19 protein-coding genes and 1 pseudogene are annotated in these 21,083 nt (G+C 41.5%); 11 read left to right on the top strand and 9 right to left on the bottom strand.

The window, feature by feature from the left end:
• The first annotated feature begins 464 nt into the window (after positions 1-464).
• The 5 genes and pseudogenes from E7204_RS02250 (at position 465) to E7204_RS02270 (ending at position 7,344) form a co-directional block, all read left to right on the top strand.
• Positions 465-2,319, top strand: a pseudogene (locus E7204_RS02250) (class I SAM-dependent DNA methyltransferase).
• Complete coding sequence (locus E7204_RS02255) at positions 2,316-3,503, top strand: restriction endonuclease subunit S (RefSeq protein ID WP_295181149.1); 1,188 nt, start codon at positions 2,316-2,318, stop codon at positions 3,501-3,503. The pseudogene E7204_RS02250 and the gene E7204_RS02255 overlap by 4 nt, the downstream one beginning before the upstream one ends.
• Positions 3,504-3,517: 14 nt before the next feature.
• Entirely contained in the window at positions 3,518-5,647 is a 2,130-nt protein-coding gene (locus E7204_RS02260; protein WP_295181151.1) for a type I restriction endonuclease subunit R, read from the top strand.
• The gene (locus E7204_RS02265) at positions 5,604-6,671 is read left to right on the top strand and encodes a type I restriction enzyme endonuclease domain-containing protein (RefSeq protein WP_295181153.1); all 1,068 of its coding nucleotides are present in this window, start codon (positions 5,604-5,606) and stop codon (positions 6,669-6,671) included. Before E7204_RS02260 ends, E7204_RS02265 begins: the two co-directional genes overlap by 44 nt.
• Positions 6,672-6,726: 55 nt before the next feature.
• Positions 6,727-7,344, top strand: coding sequence for an NUDIX hydrolase (locus E7204_RS02270; RefSeq protein ID WP_295181155.1), 618 nt, complete (start codon positions 6,727-6,729; stop codon positions 7,342-7,344).
• Between the two features lie 84 nt (positions 7,345-7,428).
• Here E7204_RS02270 and E7204_RS02275 read toward each other — a convergent pair whose 3' ends face one another.
• Complete coding sequence (locus tag E7204_RS02275; protein ID WP_295181157.1) at positions 7,429-7,902, bottom strand: flavodoxin; 474 nt, start codon at positions 7,900-7,902, stop codon at positions 7,429-7,431.
• Positions 7,903-8,077: 175 nt separating this feature from the next.
• Here E7204_RS02275 and E7204_RS02280 point away from each other — a divergent pair, with 175 nt between their 5' ends.
• From E7204_RS02280 to E7204_RS02295, 4 genes are all read left to right on the top strand, one after another.
• Positions 8,078-8,554, top strand: a complete 477-nt coding sequence (locus tag E7204_RS02280; RefSeq protein WP_127058362.1) for an NfeD family protein — start codon at positions 8,078-8,080, stop codon at positions 8,552-8,554.
• Between the two features lie 35 nt (positions 8,555-8,589).
• Positions 8,590-9,597: a flotillin-like protein FloA gene (gene floA, locus E7204_RS02285; RefSeq protein WP_295181160.1), complete on the top strand. Its 1,008-nt coding sequence runs from the start codon at positions 8,590-8,592 to the stop codon at positions 9,595-9,597.
• 13 nt (positions 9,598-9,610) lie between these two features.
• Positions 9,611-10,444 (top strand): hypothetical protein, encoded by an 834-nt coding sequence (locus E7204_RS02290; RefSeq protein WP_295181162.1) that lies wholly within the window; start codon positions 9,611-9,613, stop codon positions 10,442-10,444.
• 273 nt (positions 10,445-10,717) lie between these two features.
• Positions 10,718-12,286 (top strand): nitrite/sulfite reductase, encoded by a 1,569-nt coding sequence (locus tag E7204_RS02295; protein WP_295181164.1) that lies wholly within the window; start codon positions 10,718-10,720, stop codon positions 12,284-12,286.
• Between the two features lie 196 nt (positions 12,287-12,482).
• Here E7204_RS02295 and E7204_RS02300 read toward each other — a convergent pair whose 3' ends face one another.
• From E7204_RS02300 to rbsK, 8 genes are all read right to left on the bottom strand, one after another.
• Positions 12,483-13,658 (bottom strand): aminotransferase class I/II-fold pyridoxal phosphate-dependent enzyme, encoded by a 1,176-nt coding sequence (locus E7204_RS02300; RefSeq protein WP_295181166.1) that lies wholly within the window; start codon positions 13,656-13,658, stop codon positions 12,483-12,485.
• Entirely contained in the window at positions 13,651-13,836 is a 186-nt protein-coding gene (locus E7204_RS02305; RefSeq protein ID WP_295181168.1) for a hypothetical protein, read from the bottom strand. Before E7204_RS02305 ends, E7204_RS02300 begins: the two co-directional genes overlap by 8 nt.
• On the bottom strand, positions 13,833-14,162 hold the full coding sequence (locus E7204_RS02310) for an Lrp/AsnC family transcriptional regulator (RefSeq protein ID WP_295181170.1): 330 nt from the start codon (positions 14,160-14,162) through the stop codon (positions 13,833-13,835). Before E7204_RS02310 ends, E7204_RS02305 begins: the two co-directional genes overlap by 4 nt.
• Positions 14,163-14,489: 327 nt before the next feature.
• Positions 14,490-15,392: a ribose ABC transporter substrate-binding protein RbsB gene (gene rbsB / locus E7204_RS02315; RefSeq protein WP_127058357.1), complete on the bottom strand. Its 903-nt coding sequence runs from the start codon at positions 15,390-15,392 to the stop codon at positions 14,490-14,492.
• 10 nt (positions 15,393-15,402) lie between these two features.
• Positions 15,403-16,338, bottom strand: a complete 936-nt coding sequence (rbsC, locus tag E7204_RS02320) for a ribose ABC transporter permease (protein WP_127058356.1) — start codon at positions 16,336-16,338, stop codon at positions 15,403-15,405.
• Entirely contained in the window at positions 16,338-17,819 is a 1,482-nt protein-coding gene (locus E7204_RS02325; RefSeq protein ID WP_295181174.1) for a sugar ABC transporter ATP-binding protein, read from the bottom strand. The genes rbsC and E7204_RS02325 overlap by 1 nt, the downstream gene beginning before the upstream one ends.
• A gap of 17 nt (positions 17,820-17,836) precedes the next feature.
• Entirely contained in the window at positions 17,837-18,250 is a 414-nt protein-coding gene (gene rbsD / locus E7204_RS02330) for a D-ribose pyranase (protein ID WP_021841912.1), read from the bottom strand.
• A 2-nt stretch (positions 18,251-18,252) separates the two neighbouring features.
• Positions 18,253-19,143 (bottom strand): ribokinase, encoded by an 891-nt coding sequence (gene rbsK / locus E7204_RS02335; protein ID WP_295181177.1) that lies wholly within the window; start codon positions 19,141-19,143, stop codon positions 18,253-18,255.
• Between the two features lie 355 nt (positions 19,144-19,498).
• Here rbsK and E7204_RS02340 point away from each other — a divergent pair, with 355 nt between their 5' ends.
• Both E7204_RS02340 and E7204_RS02345 read left to right on the top strand, forming a co-directional pair.
• Positions 19,499-20,122, top strand: coding sequence for a nitroreductase family protein (locus E7204_RS02340; RefSeq protein ID WP_295181178.1), 624 nt, complete (start codon positions 19,499-19,501; stop codon positions 20,120-20,122).
• 40 nt (positions 20,123-20,162) lie between these two features.
• The gene (locus E7204_RS02345; protein WP_295181180.1) at positions 20,163-20,498 is read left to right on the top strand and encodes a zinc ribbon domain-containing protein YjdM; all 336 of its coding nucleotides are present in this window, start codon (positions 20,163-20,165) and stop codon (positions 20,496-20,498) included.
• The last annotated feature ends 585 nt before the right edge of the window (positions 20,499-21,083 follow it).

Genomic DNA, 21,083 nt, shown 5'->3' on the forward strand with positions numbered 1-21,083 from the left:
TCCGAGCATTTTTCCTATATAATTAAGACTAGACATATTGAACAAACATCCTTTCGTTAATTGTTAGCACCTTTATTGTATCGGATTTTATTCAATATATTTTTTTTTGTGCAAAAAAAAGTAGGCGCCAAGAGGACACGCAACTAGCGTTTCTCTTTAGCGCCCCAAAATAAATTATAGAACCATTTAAAACGTCTTAAAGCCTAAAGTGGTTTTAAGGCGTTTTTTCGTTTAATTATTCGATTTAATTGAATCCGATAAATTCTCTCTCTTTGATTTTTTGTCAATGACTATGTCGTATTAATTAAAAACGACATAGATTAAACTGTGAAGAGTCGGGAAAATGCTTGATTTTTTGTGATATAATTACAGTATATACATGAGGAAAATCAAGGAGTTTTTATATAAAAATGTCGCAGTTAACAAAGCTAATACTGCGATTTTGTTGTAGCATGGAGGAAACAATGATAAATATTCGTCAATTAGAGAGTGAATTATGGGAGTCGGCAGACTTATTACGTGCCAGTTCTAAATTAACTTCCAACCAATACTGTATGCCGGTATTAGGGCTTATTTTTCTGCGTTATGCCTATAGCCGTTTTAAGATGGTGGAAGCTGAAATCTTAAAAGAAAGACCTTCTCGTGGTGGTCGTATTTTACCTGTAGAAGCTCGTGATTTTACTGCGAAGAGTGCGCTTTATTTGCCTAAAGAAGCTCAATATGATTATTTGCTAAATTTACCGGAGAATATTTCAGAAGCTAATCTAAAAAACAAAGACGGCCATTCGATGACGAGTCTCGGTGAAGCTGTTAATAATGCCATGAGTTTAATTGAAGACCAAAGCGGGCAGCTGGTGGGTGTACTTCCAAAGACATATACTGAATTTTCGGATGCTATATTATCTGAATTACTTCGTATCTTTAATAACTCAGCGCTCGATGATATTGATGGCGATATTATCGGGCGAATTTATGAGTATTTCTTAAATAAATTTGCGAAAAATATTGCATCCGATGATGGCGTGTTTTTTACACCAAAATCTCTAGTAAAAATGATTGTTAACGTTATTGAACCACAAAAAGGTATTCTTCTTGATCCTGCTTGTGGGTCCGGTGGCATGTTTATTCAATCCGGCGATTTTGTAAATGAAAAAGGCTATAATGCAAATCAAAGAATGACATTTTATGGGCAGGAAAAAGTAGAATACAATGCCAATTATGTTTAATGAATATGGCTGTACATGGACTTACCGGGTTAATAAAATCCGGTGATGAAGGTAACAGTTTTTATCATGATGCACATAATCTTGATGGTAAATGTGATTATGTTATGGCCAATCCGCCATTTAACGTGGATAAAGTAAAAGCAGAATCCACTGAAAGTGCTAAACGTTTGCCATTTGGTTTACCAAGCGTTAATCGGAGTAATGAGATTGGGAATGCTAATTATTTATGGATTTCATATTTTTACAGTTATTTGAATGACACAGGCCGTGCTGGATTTGTTATGGCATCTTCTGCTACAGATAGCAGTCAGGGAAAAGATAAAAATATACGTGAAGCGTTGATAAAAGCGGTCATGTAGATGTCATGATTAGTGTGGGTAATAATTTCTTTTATACTAAATCATTGCCATGCTCACTTTGGTTTTTTGATAAAGATAAACAGGAAGCAATCCAAGACAAAGTACTCTTTGTAGATGTAAGAAACTACTATACAGTGGTAGACCGCACACTTAATGAATGGTCCGAATGGCAACTTAAGAACTTAAATGCTATTGTTTGGTTATATCGTGGTGAAATAGATAAATACAAATCTTTATTAGAAGAATACCGTACTGTACTTGGTAATGATAAATCATTTACAGATAATATTCACAAACTTTCTGAAAAAATTAAGGAAGTAAAGTTAGAGGCTAAAATAGCTGTTGAAAATGCAGCGCGTCGCGAAAAGCGAATAGTACAGGCTCAATATGACGAGAAAATTGAGCAACTTAATGATATGCGTAGTATTGCTAAAGAAGCTAATTGGCTCTACGAAAAATTTGGTAATGGTGAATATAAGGATATCCTCGGTCTTTGTAAAGTTGCATATATAACCGATGAAGCCAAAGACAATGATAAAGACGGTGTTAGTATAGAGGAAAAAGGTTGGTCCCTCACTCCGGGAGCCTATGTTGGCGTAGCTCCGGTTGAAGATGATGGAGTTGACTTTGAAGAGCGTATGTCGCAAATTCATCGAGAGCTTCTTTTTTTACAAGCTGAGTCTAATGATTTGATGGATACTATCTCGCAAAATATGAAGGAGATGGGGCTATGAATTTTAATACAGAAAAATTAAAAAATATAGCTATAATTCGGACAGGAAAGTTGGACTCTAATGCAGCTGTAGAAAATGGAGAATATCCTTTTTTTACTTGTGATCCTAAAACTTTATCTATAGATAAATGGGCATATGATACAGAAGCCGTTTTATTAGCTGGTAATAATGCTAGTGGAAATTATACTGCCAAATACTTTCATGGAAGATTCAATGCATATCAGCGAACTTATATTATAGAATCTCAAGATGTAGAAAAACTAAACGTGCGATTTTTAGGTTATGCAATAAATCAGCAATTGAGGTTGCTTAAAACAATGTCTGCAGGAACCTCAACAAAGTTCTTGACCATTAAAATATTGCACGGATTAAATATTCCATTTCCTAGCATTGAAGTCCAAAATAAAATTTCAGGAATTTTAGCGACTTATGATAATCTCATTGAAAACAATCAAAAACAAATTAAACTTCTAGAAGAAGCGGCACAACGATTATATAAAGAATGGTTTGTAAATTTACGATTTCCTGGATATGAAGATGTCAAGGTAATTGACGGTATACCTGAAGGTTGGAGTAAGAGTGTGATTCGAGATTGCCTTGAAAGATATATTGGCGGAGGATGGGGAAAAGAAGTAGAGCTAGGTAAAAATTATATCCCAGGAAAAGTTATAAGAGGTACAGATATTAATGATATTAAGCAAGGGACTTTTGATGATTTACCTTTAAGATACTATACAGAAAATGATAAACAAAAAAGAGTGCTAAGGGCTTATGATATAGTATTTGAAGTGTCAAATGGAAATATTAATAATATTGGAAGAAATTTATTGATTGATGAGTTTATTTTAAAACAATGTGGAAATAATACTATATGTGCGAGTTTTTGCAAACTATTAAGACCAAATGATCACTTGCATGCTATTTTGTTATTTTTAGAAATTCAGAGAATGCAAAAAGACGGTACAATGGCAAAATATAAGAAGCAAGGCTCAAATGGTATAAACAATTTTGCTTTTGAAAAATTTCTTGAGCATGAACTGCTTATTCCTGATAATCTTTCAAATTTATATCATTTAGATAAGGTTATTTCACAAATTGGTATTTTGCGAAGTCAAATAGGAATTTTAAAACAATCCCGTGATTGTTTACTACCTAAGCTCATGAGCGGGGAGATTGAAGTGTAAAGGGGGACCTTTATATGAGTTATGAGTATACTGAAAATAAAATTGTTCAGGAAAGTTCAGGTAAGCTACTTAGAGATGAATTAGGTTGGGAAGTCCATTTTGCCTATAACAGGGAACGACTTGGCATTAATGGTTCTTTTGGTAGAAAGAGTTATAAGGAAATTCTTTTATTTCGCTATTTTGAAGAAGCTCTTTATAAGTTCAATCCATGGATTAATAAAAGTCAAGTGAGTGAAGCTAAGGAAGCATTGGAGTATAGATTATCATCATCGTCGCCATTGCAGATAAATGAAGAGAAGTATTTTCTTATTCGTGATGGCATTCCTGTTACGGAGAAGAAACCTAATGGTGAGATTCAGACTAAAAAGGCAATGGTTATAGATTTCAAGAATCCGGAAAATAATCATTTCCTTGCGCTTAAAGAATTAAAGATTCATGGCGATATATATCACCGAAGAACAGATATCGTAGGATTCGTGAATGGGATTCCTTTGCTTTTTGTAGAGTTGAAATCTCCTTCTGTAGATGTGGAGAATGCCTATACGGAGAACTATACGGATTATCAGGCTACAATCCCTCATTTGTTTTATTATAATGCGTTTCTTATACTCTCTAATGGTGCCGAGGCAAAAGTAGGAACACTTGGCAGTAATTATGAATTTTTTCACGAATGGAAACGTTTAGCTGAAGATGAAAAAGGGAGCGTTGCGTTAGAAACTTTATTACGTGGTATTTGTAAGAAAGAGAATCTCTTAGATTTATTTGAAAACTTTATTCTCTATGACCATTCTGGTGGTCATACGGCTAAAATTTTGGCGCGTAATCATCAATATCTAGGTGTTAATGAAGCTATAAAAGCCTATAAAAATAGAGCCTTTAACGATGGGAAATTAGGTGTGTTTTGGCATACCCAAGGTTCTGGGAAAAGTTACTCTATGCTGTTTTTAGCTAAAAAAATACGCAGAAAGATGGCCGGTACACCGACGTTTATCATTCTTACGGACCGCGACGAGTTGAATACGCAAATTAGTAGTACTTTTGAAAACTGTGGTCTTTTAGGCAAGAGTGGTTGTGCTACTGAATTTATTGCCAACAGTAGTGATGATCTTATCCAAAAATTACAAGGTAATCCAAGTTTTATATTTACATTGATTCAGAAGTTTAATAAACCTGATGCGACTCCTATTTATCCGAGTCATGATGTAATTATTATGTCTGATGAGGCTCACCGAAGCCAGTATGGGATTTTTGCAGATAACATGATGAGATTACTCCCAACGGCTGCACGTATTGGGTTTACCGGAACGCCGCTATTGTCCAGTGATAATATTACAGCGCGTACTTTTGGTGGCTATGTTTCTGTATATGATTTCAAACGAGCCGTAGAGGATGGGGCAACAGTCCCTTTATATTACGAAAATCGTGGGGAAAAGATTGTGGATCTTCACAATCCGAAGATTACTAATCAAATACTTGACGCTATAGAGGCTGCCGATCTTGATGTAGATCAACAGGAAAAATTAGAAGCGGAATTTGCCAAAGAGATTCATTTACTAACAGCTGAGCCAAGACTGCGCGCCATTGCTCGGGATTTTGTAAAGCACTATTCTGATTTATGGACAAGTGGCAAGGCAATGTTCGTGTGCCTTAACAAGGTGACATGTGTGCGCATGTATAATTATGTGCAGGAGTATTGGCAGGATGAAATAAAGCGACTCGAAGCGTTGATTAAAACGGCTACTCAGCAAGAAACACAGGAACTTAATCGTAAGTTACAGTGGATGCAAGAAACTGAAATGGCGGTCGTTATCAGCCAAGAACAAAACGAAATTCAAACGTTTAATACTTGGGGGCTGGATATACGTTATCATCGTGAAAAGATGGTTAGACGAGAGCTGGACAAAGAATTTAAAGATTCTAAAAATCCATTGCGTGTTGTTTTTGTTTGTGCCATGTGGCTCACTGGTTTTGATGTAAAATGTTTATCCTGTTTATATCTGGATAAACCGTTAAAAGCACATACTTTGATGCAAACGATTGCCCGAGCCAATCGTGTCAGTGAAGGAAAGAGCAATGGCTTAATTATCGATTATATCGGTATTGTTAAGGAACTGCGTAAAGCGTTGGCAGAATATACAGCCTAATGTAGGTGGTGATGACGGAGCCGACCCGACAATTGATAAGGATGAACTGATACAGCGAATTTTAGAAACAATTGATAAAACGGAAGAGTTTTTAACAGAAAAAGGAAAAGTTTTACAAGAGCTTATATTTGCTGCAGATTTTATTAAATTGCAAGTCCTACTGGAAATGGCGGATGCGGTAAGCGGCAGTATGGCAGATAAAAAAAGATTTACGACCTATGCTTCTGAGCTTATTCGGCTTATGAAGTATATTGACCGCGATGATATTACCGATGCGACGCGAAAGCAGTATGAGGCAATTCGAGCCATTTATGGACAACTCCAAAAAAAGCGCAAACATACGCATACTACAGGTTTGATGAAACAAATTAACGATATAATCAGTGAACATGTAGAAATTGAAAATACGCCAAATCAAGTTAGTGAATCGGGGGAAAGTACCAGTGTAGGCACACGTCGATTTGATATAAGTGCCATTAACTTTACAGTGTTGAGTACCGAATTTGCAAAACTTAATAACAAGAATCTTATGATGAAAGATTTGGAAGATGTGATTCAGAAAAAACTCGCTAGATTGTTGATTTCAAATCCTAATCGAATTGATTATTATGAACGTTACCAGGCAATTATTGAAGCTTATAATGCTGAGCAGGATAGAGCCACCATTGAAAAAACTTTTATGGAATTAATGAAGCTTGCACAGGAACTGGATCAGGAAGAACAGCGTTATATTCGTGAAGGCTTTACCAGTGATGAAGAATTGTCTTTGTATGATATGTTGCTCCGTGAGAACTTGAGCAAAGCGGAAATCAAGAAAATTAAAGAGGTTGCAATTGATTTGTATAATAAAATACAGGTTAAAATCGCAGAACTAGATCACTGGAAAGACAAAGAGGATACAAGGGCTGAAGTAGATGTTATTATTCGTAATACATTATGGAAAGATCTCCCTGAATCTTATGATGACAATAGTTTGGGATTATATCGACAACAGATTTATGAGTATGTATATACAAGATTCTAAAGAAATAGCTATTATATTAACTCACCGGTCGTTATTTATATAAGGGGCGATATACATGAACGACAAATGGCTTGATTTTGCAATTCGAATCCAAAGCATAGCGCAGGCAGGGCTGGAATACGGCAAGGACAAATACGATTTAGAACGCTACCAAGAACTTCGTCAAATTGCGGCTGAAATGGTGGCAGTCAAAACGGATATTCCTGTAGGCAAGGTGTATGATATCTTTTGTAATGAAGATGGGTACCAGACGCCGAAGATTGACACCAGAGCTGCTGTGTTTGTTGATGGCAAGATTCTCCTCGTTCGAGAAAATACCGGTAAGTGGTCACTTCCCGGCGGTTGGTGTGATGTAGATCAAACGATTGCCTCCAATACGGAAAAAGAAGTGAAAGAAGAGTCCGGCTATGATGTCAAGGCTAAACGACTCATTGCGATTCAAGATTGGCGCAAGCATAATGTAACTAATTTAGTCTACGGTGTTTTCAAAGTGTTCGTTATGTGTGAATTCCAAGGCGGCCATTTCGAAGAAAATATTGAGACTACGGCGACGGGCTTTTTCGGTAAAGACGAAATACCGGATAATATGGCCGTTGAAAAGTGCTCTAAGGAGCAGGTTTTGATGTGCTTTGAAGCCTATGAAAATCCTAATTTGCCGGCTATGTTTGAGTAATTGCGAGTGTTTGTAATAAAATATATTAGTGAATAATAAAACCTCTACATGAACGGTGATTACCGCGCGTAGAGGTTTTGTACATTATTTTATGTTTTCAATCCACTTTTGAATCTCTTTCATTGAAGTTCGTAAAGTTGATTCATCAAAACGAATATTTAAGCTCGATTTAACATCAGCACCTTGGCAGCTATCTTTTATATCTTCAAAAGTATGGCCAAGCCAGCCGCCATTGGTGGCAAACGGATAAATAGTTTTGCCCGTAAAGTTGTGATTTTTCAAAAACGTATGCATGGCCGGAGCGAAGGTGTACCACCATACGGGTGTGCCCAAAATAATAGTGTCATATTGACCCAGGTCAACAGTAATCGGTTTGAGTTCCGGACAATAGCCGGCTTTTACTTCGTCATTGCCTTGAGCTACCACTTGGTTATAGCTTCCTGTATACGGTGTAACTGTATCAATGCGTAAAGTATCAATACCGGTTTCTTTAGAAATAATATCAGCAATATGTTTTGTATTGCCACGATAGGAATAGTAAATTATTAATGCTTTCATTATATTCGCCTCTAATCTTTTTAATACTAGCTTTAAGTTCAAAAAAAGTATAATCCTTGAAGTCGACTCTAAGTCAAGTGTAAGAAGGAATTTACATTTTGAAAAAGAGGAATTATCATCTCGCATATTGAATATTATTAGATAAGAGACTATTTTGGAAGAAAGGAGGAGGCTGATGATAACCTATTTAGTAATCGGTGGTATTGTGCTTCTGGGGATTGAAGCAGTAGTTCCGGGGACCTGTGTATTCGGTGTAGCCGGTATGATTGCCTTATTGGCGGCACTTTATTTATTTTTAGGGGCCGGTGCCATGGCATCGATAGTAGTGGCCTTTGTAGCCGTAATTTCGCTGATTATAGGCATTGTACTGATTAGAGAAGTGCCGAATAGCTGGATAGGTAGACGCTTGACCTTATCGCTGGAGTCCACGAAGGATCGCGGTTACAGCGGTAATGATGAACGAGTAGATTTATTAGGTCAAGAAGGTGTAACACAGTCAGTATTACGACCGGCTGGACGGGCTCTTTTCGGTGAAAACATTATTGATGTAATTACGGACGGTGAGTTTTACGAACCGGGTACCAAAGTCGTGGTAGTCGCTGTTACCGGTGGCCGTGTAGTAGTTCGCAAAGTTGAGTCTGAAGTTAAATAATCTTGAATTTTTATATAAATAAATGAGGAGGCCCTATGGAAGCGTTTGTTAATTTTAGCTTTATGTTTGTTATTATCTCAACCGTCATAGTTGTAGCCCTGTTTTTCCACTTTGTGCCGTTAGGTCTGTGGATTTCTGCATTGGCAGCAGGGGTTAATGTCGGTATTTTCACTTTAATCGGGATGCGTTTGCGTCGTGTATCACCATCGAAGATTGTTTTGCCTTTGGTAAAAGCCAATAAAGCAGGCCTTCGGGTTAATGTAAACCAACTGGAAGCTCACTATTTGGCCGGTGGTGACGTAGACCGTGTGGTAGACGCTTTAATCGCCGCTGAACGTGCTTCGATTCCATTGACGTTTGAACGAGCTGCCGCCATTGACTTGGCCGGCCGTGATGTACTCGAAGCGGTACAGATGAGTGTAAATCCGAAAGTTATTGAAACACCGACGATTTCCGCGGTTGCTAAAAACGGTATTGAACTTAAAGTTCGCGCCCGTGTTACGGTGCGTGCCAATATTGACCGCTTGGTGGGCGGTGCCGGCGAAGCAACAATTATTGCCCGTGTCGGTGAAGGTATTGTAACAACCGTAGGTTCTTCCGAAGAGCATACGGATGTGCTTGAAAATCCGGATCACATTTCCCGTACAGTATTGAATAAAGGTCTTGATGCGGGATCTGCCTTCGAAATCTTATCCATCGATATTGCGGACGTTGATGTAGGACGTAATATTGGGGCTCAACTTATGACGGATCAAGCGGAAGCGGATAAGAATATCGCTCAGGCAAAAGCGGAAGAACGTCGTGCTATGGCGGTAGCCAAAGAACAGGAAATGAGAGCGTATACACAGGAAATGCAGGCGAAAGTTGTAGAAGCACAGGCAGAAGTTCCGCAAGCCTTGTCGCAAGCATTGCGTGACGGTCACATGGGCGTAATGGATTATTACAATATGAATAACATTATGGCAGATACCAAGATGCGTGAAACTATCGCTGAAGGGGAAACGGCGGAGTTAACAACTCAACCGAAGCCACAAAATAAATAGCGGAGGTTAAGCTATGGATTTGGATCTTGGTTTTATATTAGTGTTGATCATCTTGGGCAATGTTATTTTGAGTACCCGTAAAAAGCGGCAAAATAGAAATCCTAATGAGGATAACACGAATATGGAAAACAGGACTGATTACGATTGGTCCGAACCGGGCGAACAAAATCGGCCGGGACCGCGTTCGCAGCAACCGACGAATCCTATGCCGCCAAGTGAAGGTCAGCGTAATCGTACAACGGGAGGCATGGGGCCTGCCGGCAATACGAGAACCGGTAATGCCAATACGCGCGGTCGTAGTGAAGAGGCTATGACCTGGGAAGAGATGGAACGGCATTACGGCATTAAAATGGAACGCAAGGAACCGTCGGTGCCTAGGAATCAGCCGGAGGCGTCCTTACCACGGGAAGCGTCGCTGCCGAGAGAAGCTTCAAGGCCGAGTGAAGCCCCGTTGCCTACGGATGTAACTACGCCTAAGCAACGTGAACCGGAACCGGTTATTGTGGTAACGAAGCAGCAACCAGAGCCGGTTATTGTGTCAATGCCGCAAAGACAGGAATCGCAATGGCGTGAACCGGTTCGGCCGAGAACGACAACCGGTCAAGGAACTACCCGCCAGGTGCCTAAGACGGCGACGATTTCACCGAATCGGACGACGATTCCGTCGGCTCAACCGGTTAAAACAATGCCGGCAGCAGCTGTTTGGCAACCGAACACGGCTGTTACGGGACGGCACATTTTTCACAGCGGCAATCATCGCTTGCCACCGGGCGGTTTGAAGGCGGGGATTATGTGGTCTATGATTTTACAACCGCCAAAGGCGAAGCAGGGCGCCTATCATCGGTAATAAAAGCTGACAATTGCCATGCGGTCGATTGTTACAGATGTGACAATTTTACAAATGTGACAATTGTCACAACTACCTTATTACAGTAGATTTATACTGATTATTGGTTTGATTTGTATGCGTATTGATTAACGCTATCAAATTTGATAGAGACATATTTCGTCCCTCGAGTCGTGTTCAATATTGACGCGGTTCGGGAGACGTGTTACGATTGAATTAGTTGTATTTGTAGTTGATATAAGTATGTCATTATAAGAAACGAGAGGGATACAGATGACATTTTTAACAGAAGAGGTGAAAGCACGCCTCATCAAAGATTTACCAAAGTTTGCTAAAGTAAGCGAACAATTCTTCAACAAAGAAATTTCAGTTAACGATTACAAAGGCTTGTCCGGCCCGTTCGGTACGTATGCAGAACGCGGTGCTAACACAGGCATGTTCCGTTTGCGTTTACCTGGGGGACGTATTACGCAAAAACAGCTTGCCTTCTTAGCTGATTTATTCACACGCAATGATTTGCCACATTTACATTTTACGACCGGTCAATCTATTCAGATTCACAGCTTGCAGGGGCCACAAATTATTGAAATGTTCAAAGAATGCCATGCACAGGGCATTTATTCCCGTGGTGGCGGCGGTGACCATCCGCGTAATATCGCAGCCAGCCCATTGCGCGGTGTAACACCGGGTGAACCATTCGATATCACCCCATATGTGCAGGTAGCCAGCGAATATATTTTGACCTTAATTCCTGACTTCAAAATGCCTCGTAAACTTAAAATTGCATTTACTAACGGCCTTGAAAACGCCACTCACGTAACTTTCAAAGACTTAGGTTTCTGGGCACAAGCTGACGGTACATTTACGGTATATGCAGCCGGCGGTCTCGGCGGCAATCCGCGTAAAGGCATTTTATTGGCTGAAAAAGTGGATCCGTCCGAAATGTTATACTACATTAAAGCCATGGTTCGCACTTTCATTGAAAATGCTGATTACAAAACTCGCAGCAAAAACCGTACCCGTTACATGGTTGCTGAAATGGGCGAAGATAAATTCCGTGAAACGTTCAATAAATTCTTGTTGTTCACTAAACGCGTAGAAGATTTGGACTACACTTTACCTGATACTACGATTACTAAAACCGGCAATGGCAAATTGACTCAGGACGAATTGGCAAAAGCTAACGGTTTAATCGGCGAACAGGTTCAAGACGGTTTATATTATGTATACTATCATCCGGTAGGAGGCCATGCGCAGCCGGTAGTGGCTCGCGACGTATTCCAATACGTAGGTTCCTTGGAAGGTACGGAAGCTCGTATGACCGGTGAAGAAGGCACTTACTTCATTAACTTGACAGCTGACGAAGCTCGTAAAGTTTATGATTTAATCAAAGACGACAGCTCTACATCCAACTTCTCCGCCAGCGTATGCTGCGTTGGTGCGTCTAAATGCCAGGTAGGTTTCCAGAACTCTCAGGCTGCCTATAAAGATATTTTGGCTCATTTAAAAGCAGAAGGTATTGATGATGCTTTATTACCTAAGATTCATATCTCCGGCTGCCCATCTTCTTGCGGTACTCATCAAATCGGTACCTTAGGTTTACACGGGTTCGTAAAACAAGTAGACGGTAAGCCACAACCTGCTTTCAATTTGTTTAAAGGCGGTAGCGATGAATTAGGCGTTGTTACTTTCGGCGAACCTTTGGGTGCCATTACAACCGCTGATTTACCGGCTTTCTTTGCTGAATTGGCTAAGACTTTAAATGATGCCGGCGTGGCCTACGATATTTGGATTCAGGATCATGAAGCTGATTTTGAAGCGTTGGCTAAAAAATATATCTAATAAAACTCGGTTAATTTAGGGGCTTAGGGAAGATTATGCACCTAAGCGATACCAAAGTAACTGCATATAACAAAAGCCCTCTCACAACTTGTGAGAGGGCTTTTTGCATGCCGTGTTTAGACTGACTCTAAGAGGAAAAGCTGTGGGCAAGCAAAACGCCTTCACAGTATGCGAAGGCGTTTCTAATTTATTTTTCTTAATTTTTTAATTCATGCAAGAATTCGGCAATACGTTTTAACGCTTCTTTAATATTGGCTAAGGAATTGGCGTAGGCAACGCGCACGAAGCCTTCACCGCAATCGCCAAAGGCATTGCCCGGTACGACGGCTACGTGTTTAGCATAAAGTAATTTTTCACAGAAGGTTTCGGAATCGAGGCCGGTGGAGCGGATGTCCGGGAATACGTAGAAGGCACCTTCCGGTTCGAAGCAAGTGAGACCCAATTGGTTAAAGGTTTTAACCAAGAGGCGACGACGAATATCGTATTGGTCGCGCATGTATTCAATATCTTTATCCCCGTGTTTCAACGCTTCAATGGCAGCATATTGAGCAACCGATGGGGCACTCATAATGCCGTATTGATGAAGTTTCGTCATTTGGGTGATAATTTCTTTTGGACCGAGCGCCATGCCGAGACGCCATCCCGTCATAGCGAAGGCTTTGGAGAAGCCGTTAATGACGATGGTTCGTTCTTTCATGCCCGGAACTGATGCGATGGTTACATGTTGTTCAGATCCGTAGGTCAACTCGCTGTAGAGTTCATCGGAAATAACGAGCAAGTCATGTTCTTCGATGACTTTGGCGATTTCCTCCAAATGTTCACGGCGCATAATCGCACCGGTTGGATTATTAGGGAATGGTAAAACGAGCAATTTGGTTTTAGGTGTAATGTGGGAGCGAATATCTTCGGCCGTAAGGCGGAAGTTATTTTCCGCTTTGGTTTTCACCGGTACGGACACACCTTTGGCTACTTCCGTAAGTGGCGTGTAGCAAATAAAGCTAGGCACCGGAATGAGTACTTCGTCACCTTCGTTAATGAGGGCACGAAGAGCTAAATCGATGGCTTCAGAACCACCAACAGTGACCAGAATGTCAGTAGCGGGATCATATGTTACATCGTATTTACGAGTGAACCAACGGCTGATTTCTTCGCGTAAGTCCGCAAAACCGCGATTTGGTGAGTACCAGGTCTTACCTTTTTCTAAGGTATCGATACCGGTTTCACGAATATGCCATGGTGTGGTGAAATCCGGTTCGCCGATGCTGAGGGAAATAACATCATCAATTTCGCTGGCAATGTCGAAGAATCGGCGAATACCGGACGGTTTTACATTGGACAGCTCACGATTTAAAAATTTATCATAATTAATCATAGAACACATTACTCCTTGTTTCTTTCTGTTCTTCGTCATGGTAGATTACATTACGGTCTTTGTAGCGGCTCAAGATAAAGTGCGTACCCGTGCCTTGGACACCTTCCAAAGTGGAAAGACGACGTGCTACAAAGAGGGCGATATCGCGCATGCTTTGACCCTGAATGATAACGGTCAAATCATAACGCCGGACATGAGATAGACACCTTCCACCTCTTCGAATTGCATGATGCGGTGGGCGAGTTTATCGAAGCCTTGATCAGGTTCCGGTGTAACTTTAAGTTGAATGAGGGCGGTTGCCTTATTGGCATCGATGGCTTCCCAGTCGATTACGGCTTGATAGCCTTTGATAATGCCTTCCGCTTCGAGCGCGGCGATACGTTCAGATACCTCAGCTTTGGCTACACCTAACATGGCCGCCAATTGGTCATGGGTTAATTTCGCGTCTGTCGCCAAAAGGTCGAGCAGCTTTTTGTCAGTAGCAGTTACAGTAAAATTACTCATAATTAATATCTCCTTTCAAGGTCGGAATCGAAGCCATCCGAGGTATCAGACAAACAAGGTATGTTTCAGTTAGCTTAGTTAATTCTGAAAAGTTAACGATTTTTTGTCTGACAATATAGTATACAGTTTATTTTACCACTCTTTAAAGTTGAATTAAATAGAAAAATTATTATTGATGCATTTTATGTATGAGATAAATGCGTTATAATCAAATTGAGAGGTGGACTATTTTAATTAGAAATATAAAAAGCTGTGTACAGATACCCAACGAACTGTACACAGCTTTTGTTCTATCAATGTTTCTATCAACGTATCAAAGCATATGTTTTATTTAGTTACTACTTTAAGTTCTACAGGAATCTTGCTTTCTACTGTTTCACCTTTGATAACTTTGGAAGCAGTATCTACAGCAATTTTACCCATCAATTCAGGTTGTTGTGCGATAGTAGCCGCTAAGGTGCCGTCTTGAACAGCTTTTTCAGCATCGGCAGTACCGTCAAAACCTACGATGAAAACTTGTTTGCCTGCCGATTTAGCAGCTTGGATAGCACCAAGCGCCATTTCGTCATTGTGAGCAAAAATAGCTTTTACATCTGGGTTAGCTTGAAGAATGTTAGTGGAAACGTTTAAGCCTTTAGTGCGGTCAAAATCAGCACTCTGTTTAGCTACCACGTCTAAAGATTTGTCGGCTACATTGTGGAAGCCTTGACCACGTTCGCGCGTAGCGGAAGCACCCGGGATACCTTCGATTTCAGCAACTTTAGTGCCATTGCCGAGTTTGTCAACGATTAATTGAGCTGCCATTTCGCCGCCTTTAACGTTATCGGACGCGATGTGAGCTACAACTTTACCTTTGTCGGTAGAGCGGTCAACCGTGATAACCGGAATATTTTTAGCATTGGCTGCTTCAACGGAAGTAGCAATCGCAGCGGAGTCAACCGGGTTAACGATCAATACGGATACGCCGCTTTCTAATAAATCGGCAACGTCATTAGCCTGTTTTGCAGGGTCGTTTTGAGCGTCAACGATTTTAACTTTAAGGCCTAATTCTTTAGCCTGTTTTTCAACACCGTCTTTTAAAGATACGAAGAACGGGTTGTTTAAGGTGGATACGGAGAAACCGATAGTACCTTGTTTTTTATCGCCACCACCATTGTTGGAAGAGCCGCAACCGGCTACGAGACCGATAACTAAGATTACGGCAGCGATGACTGTTAATAATTTTTTCATTCCTAACCTCCTACGCTTTTTTGCGGTCCCCGAGGACTGCAAGTAGAATTACAATACCTTTGACGATTTGTTGATAGAAACTGGAAACGTCGAGAATATTTAAACCATTGTTGAGGGTGCCGATGATGAGGGCACCGATTAAGGTACCTACAATGTGACCACGACCGCCGGCAAGACTGGTACCGCCCAATACTACAGCGGCGATAGCGTCAAGTTCATAGCCCATACCGGCTGTCGGTTGAGCCGAATTGAGGCGGGACGTAATAATGGCGCCCGCAATGGCACTGAGCATACCGGTTAAGGCGTAAGCGAAGATTTTAACGCGGTTAATTTTAATACCTGCGATATAACTTACCTTTTCACTGCCGCCGATAGCATAGGTCTGACGACCAAGGGATGTTTTTTGCAAAACAAACCATAAAATAAGGAAGGATACAAACATGGTAATGGCCGGTACGGGCAGGCCTGCAATGTCGCCTTGACCGAAGCCGTGGAACAAAGGATCGCTGGTCAAACCGCTGATAGGGTTGCCGTCCGTAAATACCAAGGTAGCCCCGCGATAAATGGTCATGGTTGCCAAGGTGGCGATAAATGGTGCCACTTTACCGTAGGCAATGACGATACCGTTGATACCGCCGAGGATAATGCCTACGCCGGCAGAGGCTAAAATTGCCACTTCCGGATTCATGCCGCCTACGATGAAGTTGGCCATGATGGCACTGGATAAGGCAAGAATGGAGCCTACGGATAAGTCGATACCGCTCGTCAAAATAACGAAGGTCATACCGAAGGCGATGATGGCGTTAATGGAAACTTGGCGTAATAAGTTGCGCAAGTTGGAGAATTCCAAGAAACTGTCGTTAAGAAATGCGATAATAATAAATAAGGCAATCAGGCCGATGAGCGGGCCTAATTTTTTGAGTGTTTCCGTAATATTCTGGTTCATTATTGTCCTCCTGTTGCTAGGTTCATGATGGCTTCCGGTGTGGCGTCGTTGTGGTTTAGTATACCTGCAACGGCTCCTTCGTGAATAACCATGACCCGATCACTCATCCCCAATACTTCAGGGAGTTCCGAGGAGACCATAATAATGGAAACCCCTTGGCTCGTTAATTCATTCATTAAATCGTAAATATCGCGTTTGGCACCAATGTCGATACCGCGGGTCGGTTCGTCCATGATGATGATGGAAGGGGATAGACCAATCCATTTGGCGATGACTACTTTTTGCTGATTACCACCGGATAACGAGGAGGCCGGTAAGTGAACCGATTGAGTTTTAACGCCTAAGCGTTTGGATAAGTTGTCCGCAAAATCCACCAATTTATTGCTGTTGAGCACATGATTTGGACATACTTGGCCGAGATTAGGCAAGGTAATATTTTTGCCGATGGAAAAGTCAAGAATCAGACCTTCTCCTTTGCGGTCTTCCGTGATGAAGGCAATCCCGGCTTTAATCGCATCTTCCGGTTTTTTGAAATGGAGATGTTCACCGTTCAAGGTGATTTCACCACCATCATGTTTGTCGATGCCGAAGATGGCGCGCATGATTTCCGTGCGCCCGGCTCCCATGAGGCCGGCTACACCCAATATTTCGCCTTTACGTAAATCAAAGGAAATGGTGCTGTTGAAATCTTTCGGTTTTAAGCCGTTAACGGTGAGGACCACGTCGCCAGGGGTCGTGGTTCTATCGGGATAAAATTCATCGATGGAACGACCTACCATGTGACGAACCACTTCATCAACCGATGTTTCTTGAACAGGCTTGGTGCTGATGGTGTGGCCGTCGCGCATAACGGTAATAACATCACATTCACTGAACACTTCTTCCATGCGGTGGGAGATGTATACAATGGCTACGCCTTGGGCTTTTAATTGGCGCATCATGCGGAACAAGGTTTCCGTTTCACGTTCGGTGAGCGCAGCGGAAGGTTCGTCCATAATAACGACCTTCGCATCGAGCATGAGTACACGCAAAATTTCCGCCATTTGCTGTTGACCGACGGAACACTCGCCGGCTTCTTTGGTGAGCGGTAATTCAATATTTAATTCCTTGCATTTGGCCTGTGCTTCAGCGAGCATGGATTTTTTATCGAGCATGCCGAGACCATTGCGTTTCGGTTGCATAAGATACAGATTTTCCAAGAGGCTTAGATTTGGCCAAATGTTTAATTCTTGATGGATAAAGGCAATCCCGTTTTTCTCTGCTTCGCGCGGATTGGCGAAGGTCGTGGCGACGCCATCGACCGTAATAACGCCGGCATCCGCTTTGTGTAAGCCTGTAAGAATGTTCATTAAGGTAGATTTACCCGCCCCGTTTTCCCCCATGAGGGCGTGAACTTCACCGGCTTTTAGGGTAATGGCCACGTCTTTTAGAACTTGGTTGGTTCCAAAGGCTTTGGCAATCCCTGTCATTTTGATTTCCATTGAAAACTCCTAATCGTTTATTTTTCGTCGTTAAAAATGCAATCCGCCTGTAAGATTACATTGGCATACGGTGTGGTTTCACCGGTGCGAATAATGCATTTACACTGTTTCGTTGCTTCTTTAAAGGCTTCGTGGTCGGTTCTGACCCATTCGTAGCGATCTTGCGGATATAATTCCTGAAGAACGGCATAGTTATGGGGATTCATTTCTTCCATAGGGGAGGCAATATGAATCGATTCGGCTTGCATATTGGCTTTCAAGACACGCACTACGGCTTCAAAACTTGGTGTTCCGAAAGTGAGAGCTAAGTCAATTTTCTGCACGCCGGCCGGTACGGGCAAACCGCAATCGCCGATGCAAATTGTATCAGTATGACCTAGATCGGCTAATACTTTAGCAATGTGACTGTTTAAGATTCCACCTTTTTGCATGATTAACTCCTTTTGGCTAAGAAGGCAGCTACTTCATCAGCCGTAGGCATACCTTCCTGAGCACCTAATTTTAAAATGGAAAGAGCGGCGGCTGCATTGCCGTATTGAAGCGCTTCGTCCATGGATTTATTATTGGCGATGGCTGTGGCAAAAGCTCCGTTGAAGGTGTCGCCGGCGCCGGTTGTGTCTATCGGCGTTACGGTAAAACCGGGAACGGTGTGAACCATACCGTCTTTGGCATAAGCCACGCCCTGCTTACCGAGGGTTACGATAATTTTTCCTTCATTGGCAAGCATGGTGTCTTCTGTTGCCTGAGCCGGATATAGTGCAGCTAATTCGTGTTCATTAGGTGTAATATATGTGGCCGCTTCAAGCCAAGCCGAATCTAAATCGGTGGCCGGAGCGGGGTTTAAGAGGACTTTAATGCCGTTTTTAGAGCATTTTTCCGTAATATAGCCAATTGTCGATAAAGGGATTTCGTTTTGAACGAGCACTAAATCTGCTTTTTGGATAGCGTCCCACGCGTTGTCTACAACTTTTTCGTCCACTTTAGCATTGGCGCCGGCAATAACGATGATGCTGTTATCGCCTTCCGCTAAGGTAATGTGCGCGGTACCGCTGTTTTCACCTTCGATTACGGTGAGGTAATCAGTATTGATGTTATATTTGTGGAGATTGTCCAAGACCATGCGGCCATAAGCATCATCGCCGATGCAACCGACCATGGTAACCTGAGCCCCCAACTTGGCGGCCGCTACCGCTTGGTTAGCCCCTTTGCCGCCCGGCGAAATATTAAGCCCCGAGCCCATAATCGTTTCACCGGCTGCGGGACGTTTATCGGCCATGACGGTAATGTCCATGTTGCAACTGCCGATAACTACGATGTTATTCATTGTAGCCTCCTTAGTATTTAATAACGATTTCTCTAGTATACACTAAATTTCGTTAATTTAACAGATAGTAAAAGTCTTAATTTAGTATATACTAAATAATCGTATTTGCCTACTCTAAAAATACAAAAAAAGGGACCATTTGATTGATGGCGGGACAAAATGTATCCATATAGTGTATCTTAATTAATTTTAAAATGATGATTATTTTTCTAAGAAATAGTAACTGAGCGATTGGTAATTTTTAGGACTATAAAATCGAAATAAATATGGTAAATTAGGTTTATGCACGTATTTTTGATATAATATAATAGAAATTGCTAAGCAATTATTTTAAAAAGGAAGGGCTGACGCCATTATGAGTGCAAATGAACAGGAACGAATGAGTGAGACAGCTTTGGAGGATTCGGCTAAAACGCCTCATTTGATGAGTCTCGAAGCAGCTATCGGGGCGCGCCGGAGTATTCGCCGTTATGAAGCGGTTCCTGTACCGAGGGCTCATATTGAGCATATGATAGACATGGCTAAAATGTCGCCGTCACCTAAAAATCGTCAGGCCTGGCGCGTACGCATATTGGATGGGGCCTCAAAAGATGCCTTTGTTGAAATGGGCTATGCTTGTTTACAACGGCTTAAAGAAGCGGGGCAACGTTTCGGCAGTTTGGAAATCAGTCTGCATGCCATGAAAACGGCCGGCGCCGTACTTATCGTGTATAATCCGTTTGACGATGATATCGATTATGAACGCATCTGGGCTAAAAGTGATTTACAGGCCTTGGGGGCGTTTATTAATACAATTCTCTTAATGGCGACCGAATACGGTTTAGGTTCTTTGTGGATTAATGATATTTATTTTATTCAGGAAGAAGCGAAAGCATGGCTTAATTTAAGTCATGAAATTGCAGCGGTTGTAACGATTGGCGTGCCTGCTGAGCATCCATTTGCGAGACCGCGTAAATCCGTGGCGGAAATTGTGGATTAAGAGTATATAGTTATATTTTGTAATGTAAAGGAGACTATCAATGAGTGAATTACCTAATTGCCCAAAATGCGGCGAATCGTATACCTATGAGGATGGCCATCTTTATGTATGTCCTATGTGTGCCCATGAATGGTCTGCCGCCGATGCTGAAACCACCGAAGGTGGTTTAGTTGTGCGTGATGCCAACGGCAATCTCTTGCAGGACGGCGATTCCGTAACAATCATTAAAGACCTTAAAGTAAAAGGGGCCTCCGTATTAAAACAGGGAACCCGTGTTAAAAACATTCGCCTCGTTGACGGCGATCACAACATCGATTGCAAAATCGACGGCTTCGGTGCCATGGCGTTGAAGTCGGAGTTCGTAAAAAAGCTGTAAGAACGAATAATTTATAAATCCATATTAGTAAGCTAAATTTTGTTTCAGCAATAATGGTTAGATGCAGATTTAGTACTTCATTCAAGCAGGGCTCCCTAAAGGAGCCCTGCTTTTATCATATAATTTTTTAGTGTGATTTCAGTATGTGTTAAAGTTAGAGTACTCTGCATAATTAGCAATGTTATTTTATAACCGTCGGGTCTACAATATAGCTATGGAAAAAAGAATTGAAGGTACTCGAGACCATAGAATTGACGACAGTTCTTAGCTGTCAGAAAGGAACATATTATGAATATTTTATTTATTAATGGAAGTCCGAATAAAGAAGGGAATACGGCCTGACCTATATGGGCATGGCCAAGAATGCTAAAGAGGCAGTAACATTAGCTGCTTCCTTATAATATGCAGTATAATTAAATAAGAAAACAAAAAGGACAGGTTCGTCGTGAACTGCACCCCAAAAATTGGACACAATTTTTGGAGGTGCAGTTTTTTTATGGCAAAGTATTCTAAAGAAATTAAAGAAAAAGTTTACTGTCTATTTGAGCGTGGATGGGGATTCCATGCAACTGCTAAAGAATTAAA

Origin of the sequence: Veillonella sp. (genome assembly GCF_015058545.1) — a bacterium.
Classification (GTDB): Bacteria; Bacillota; Negativicutes; order Veillonellales; family Veillonellaceae; genus Veillonella_A.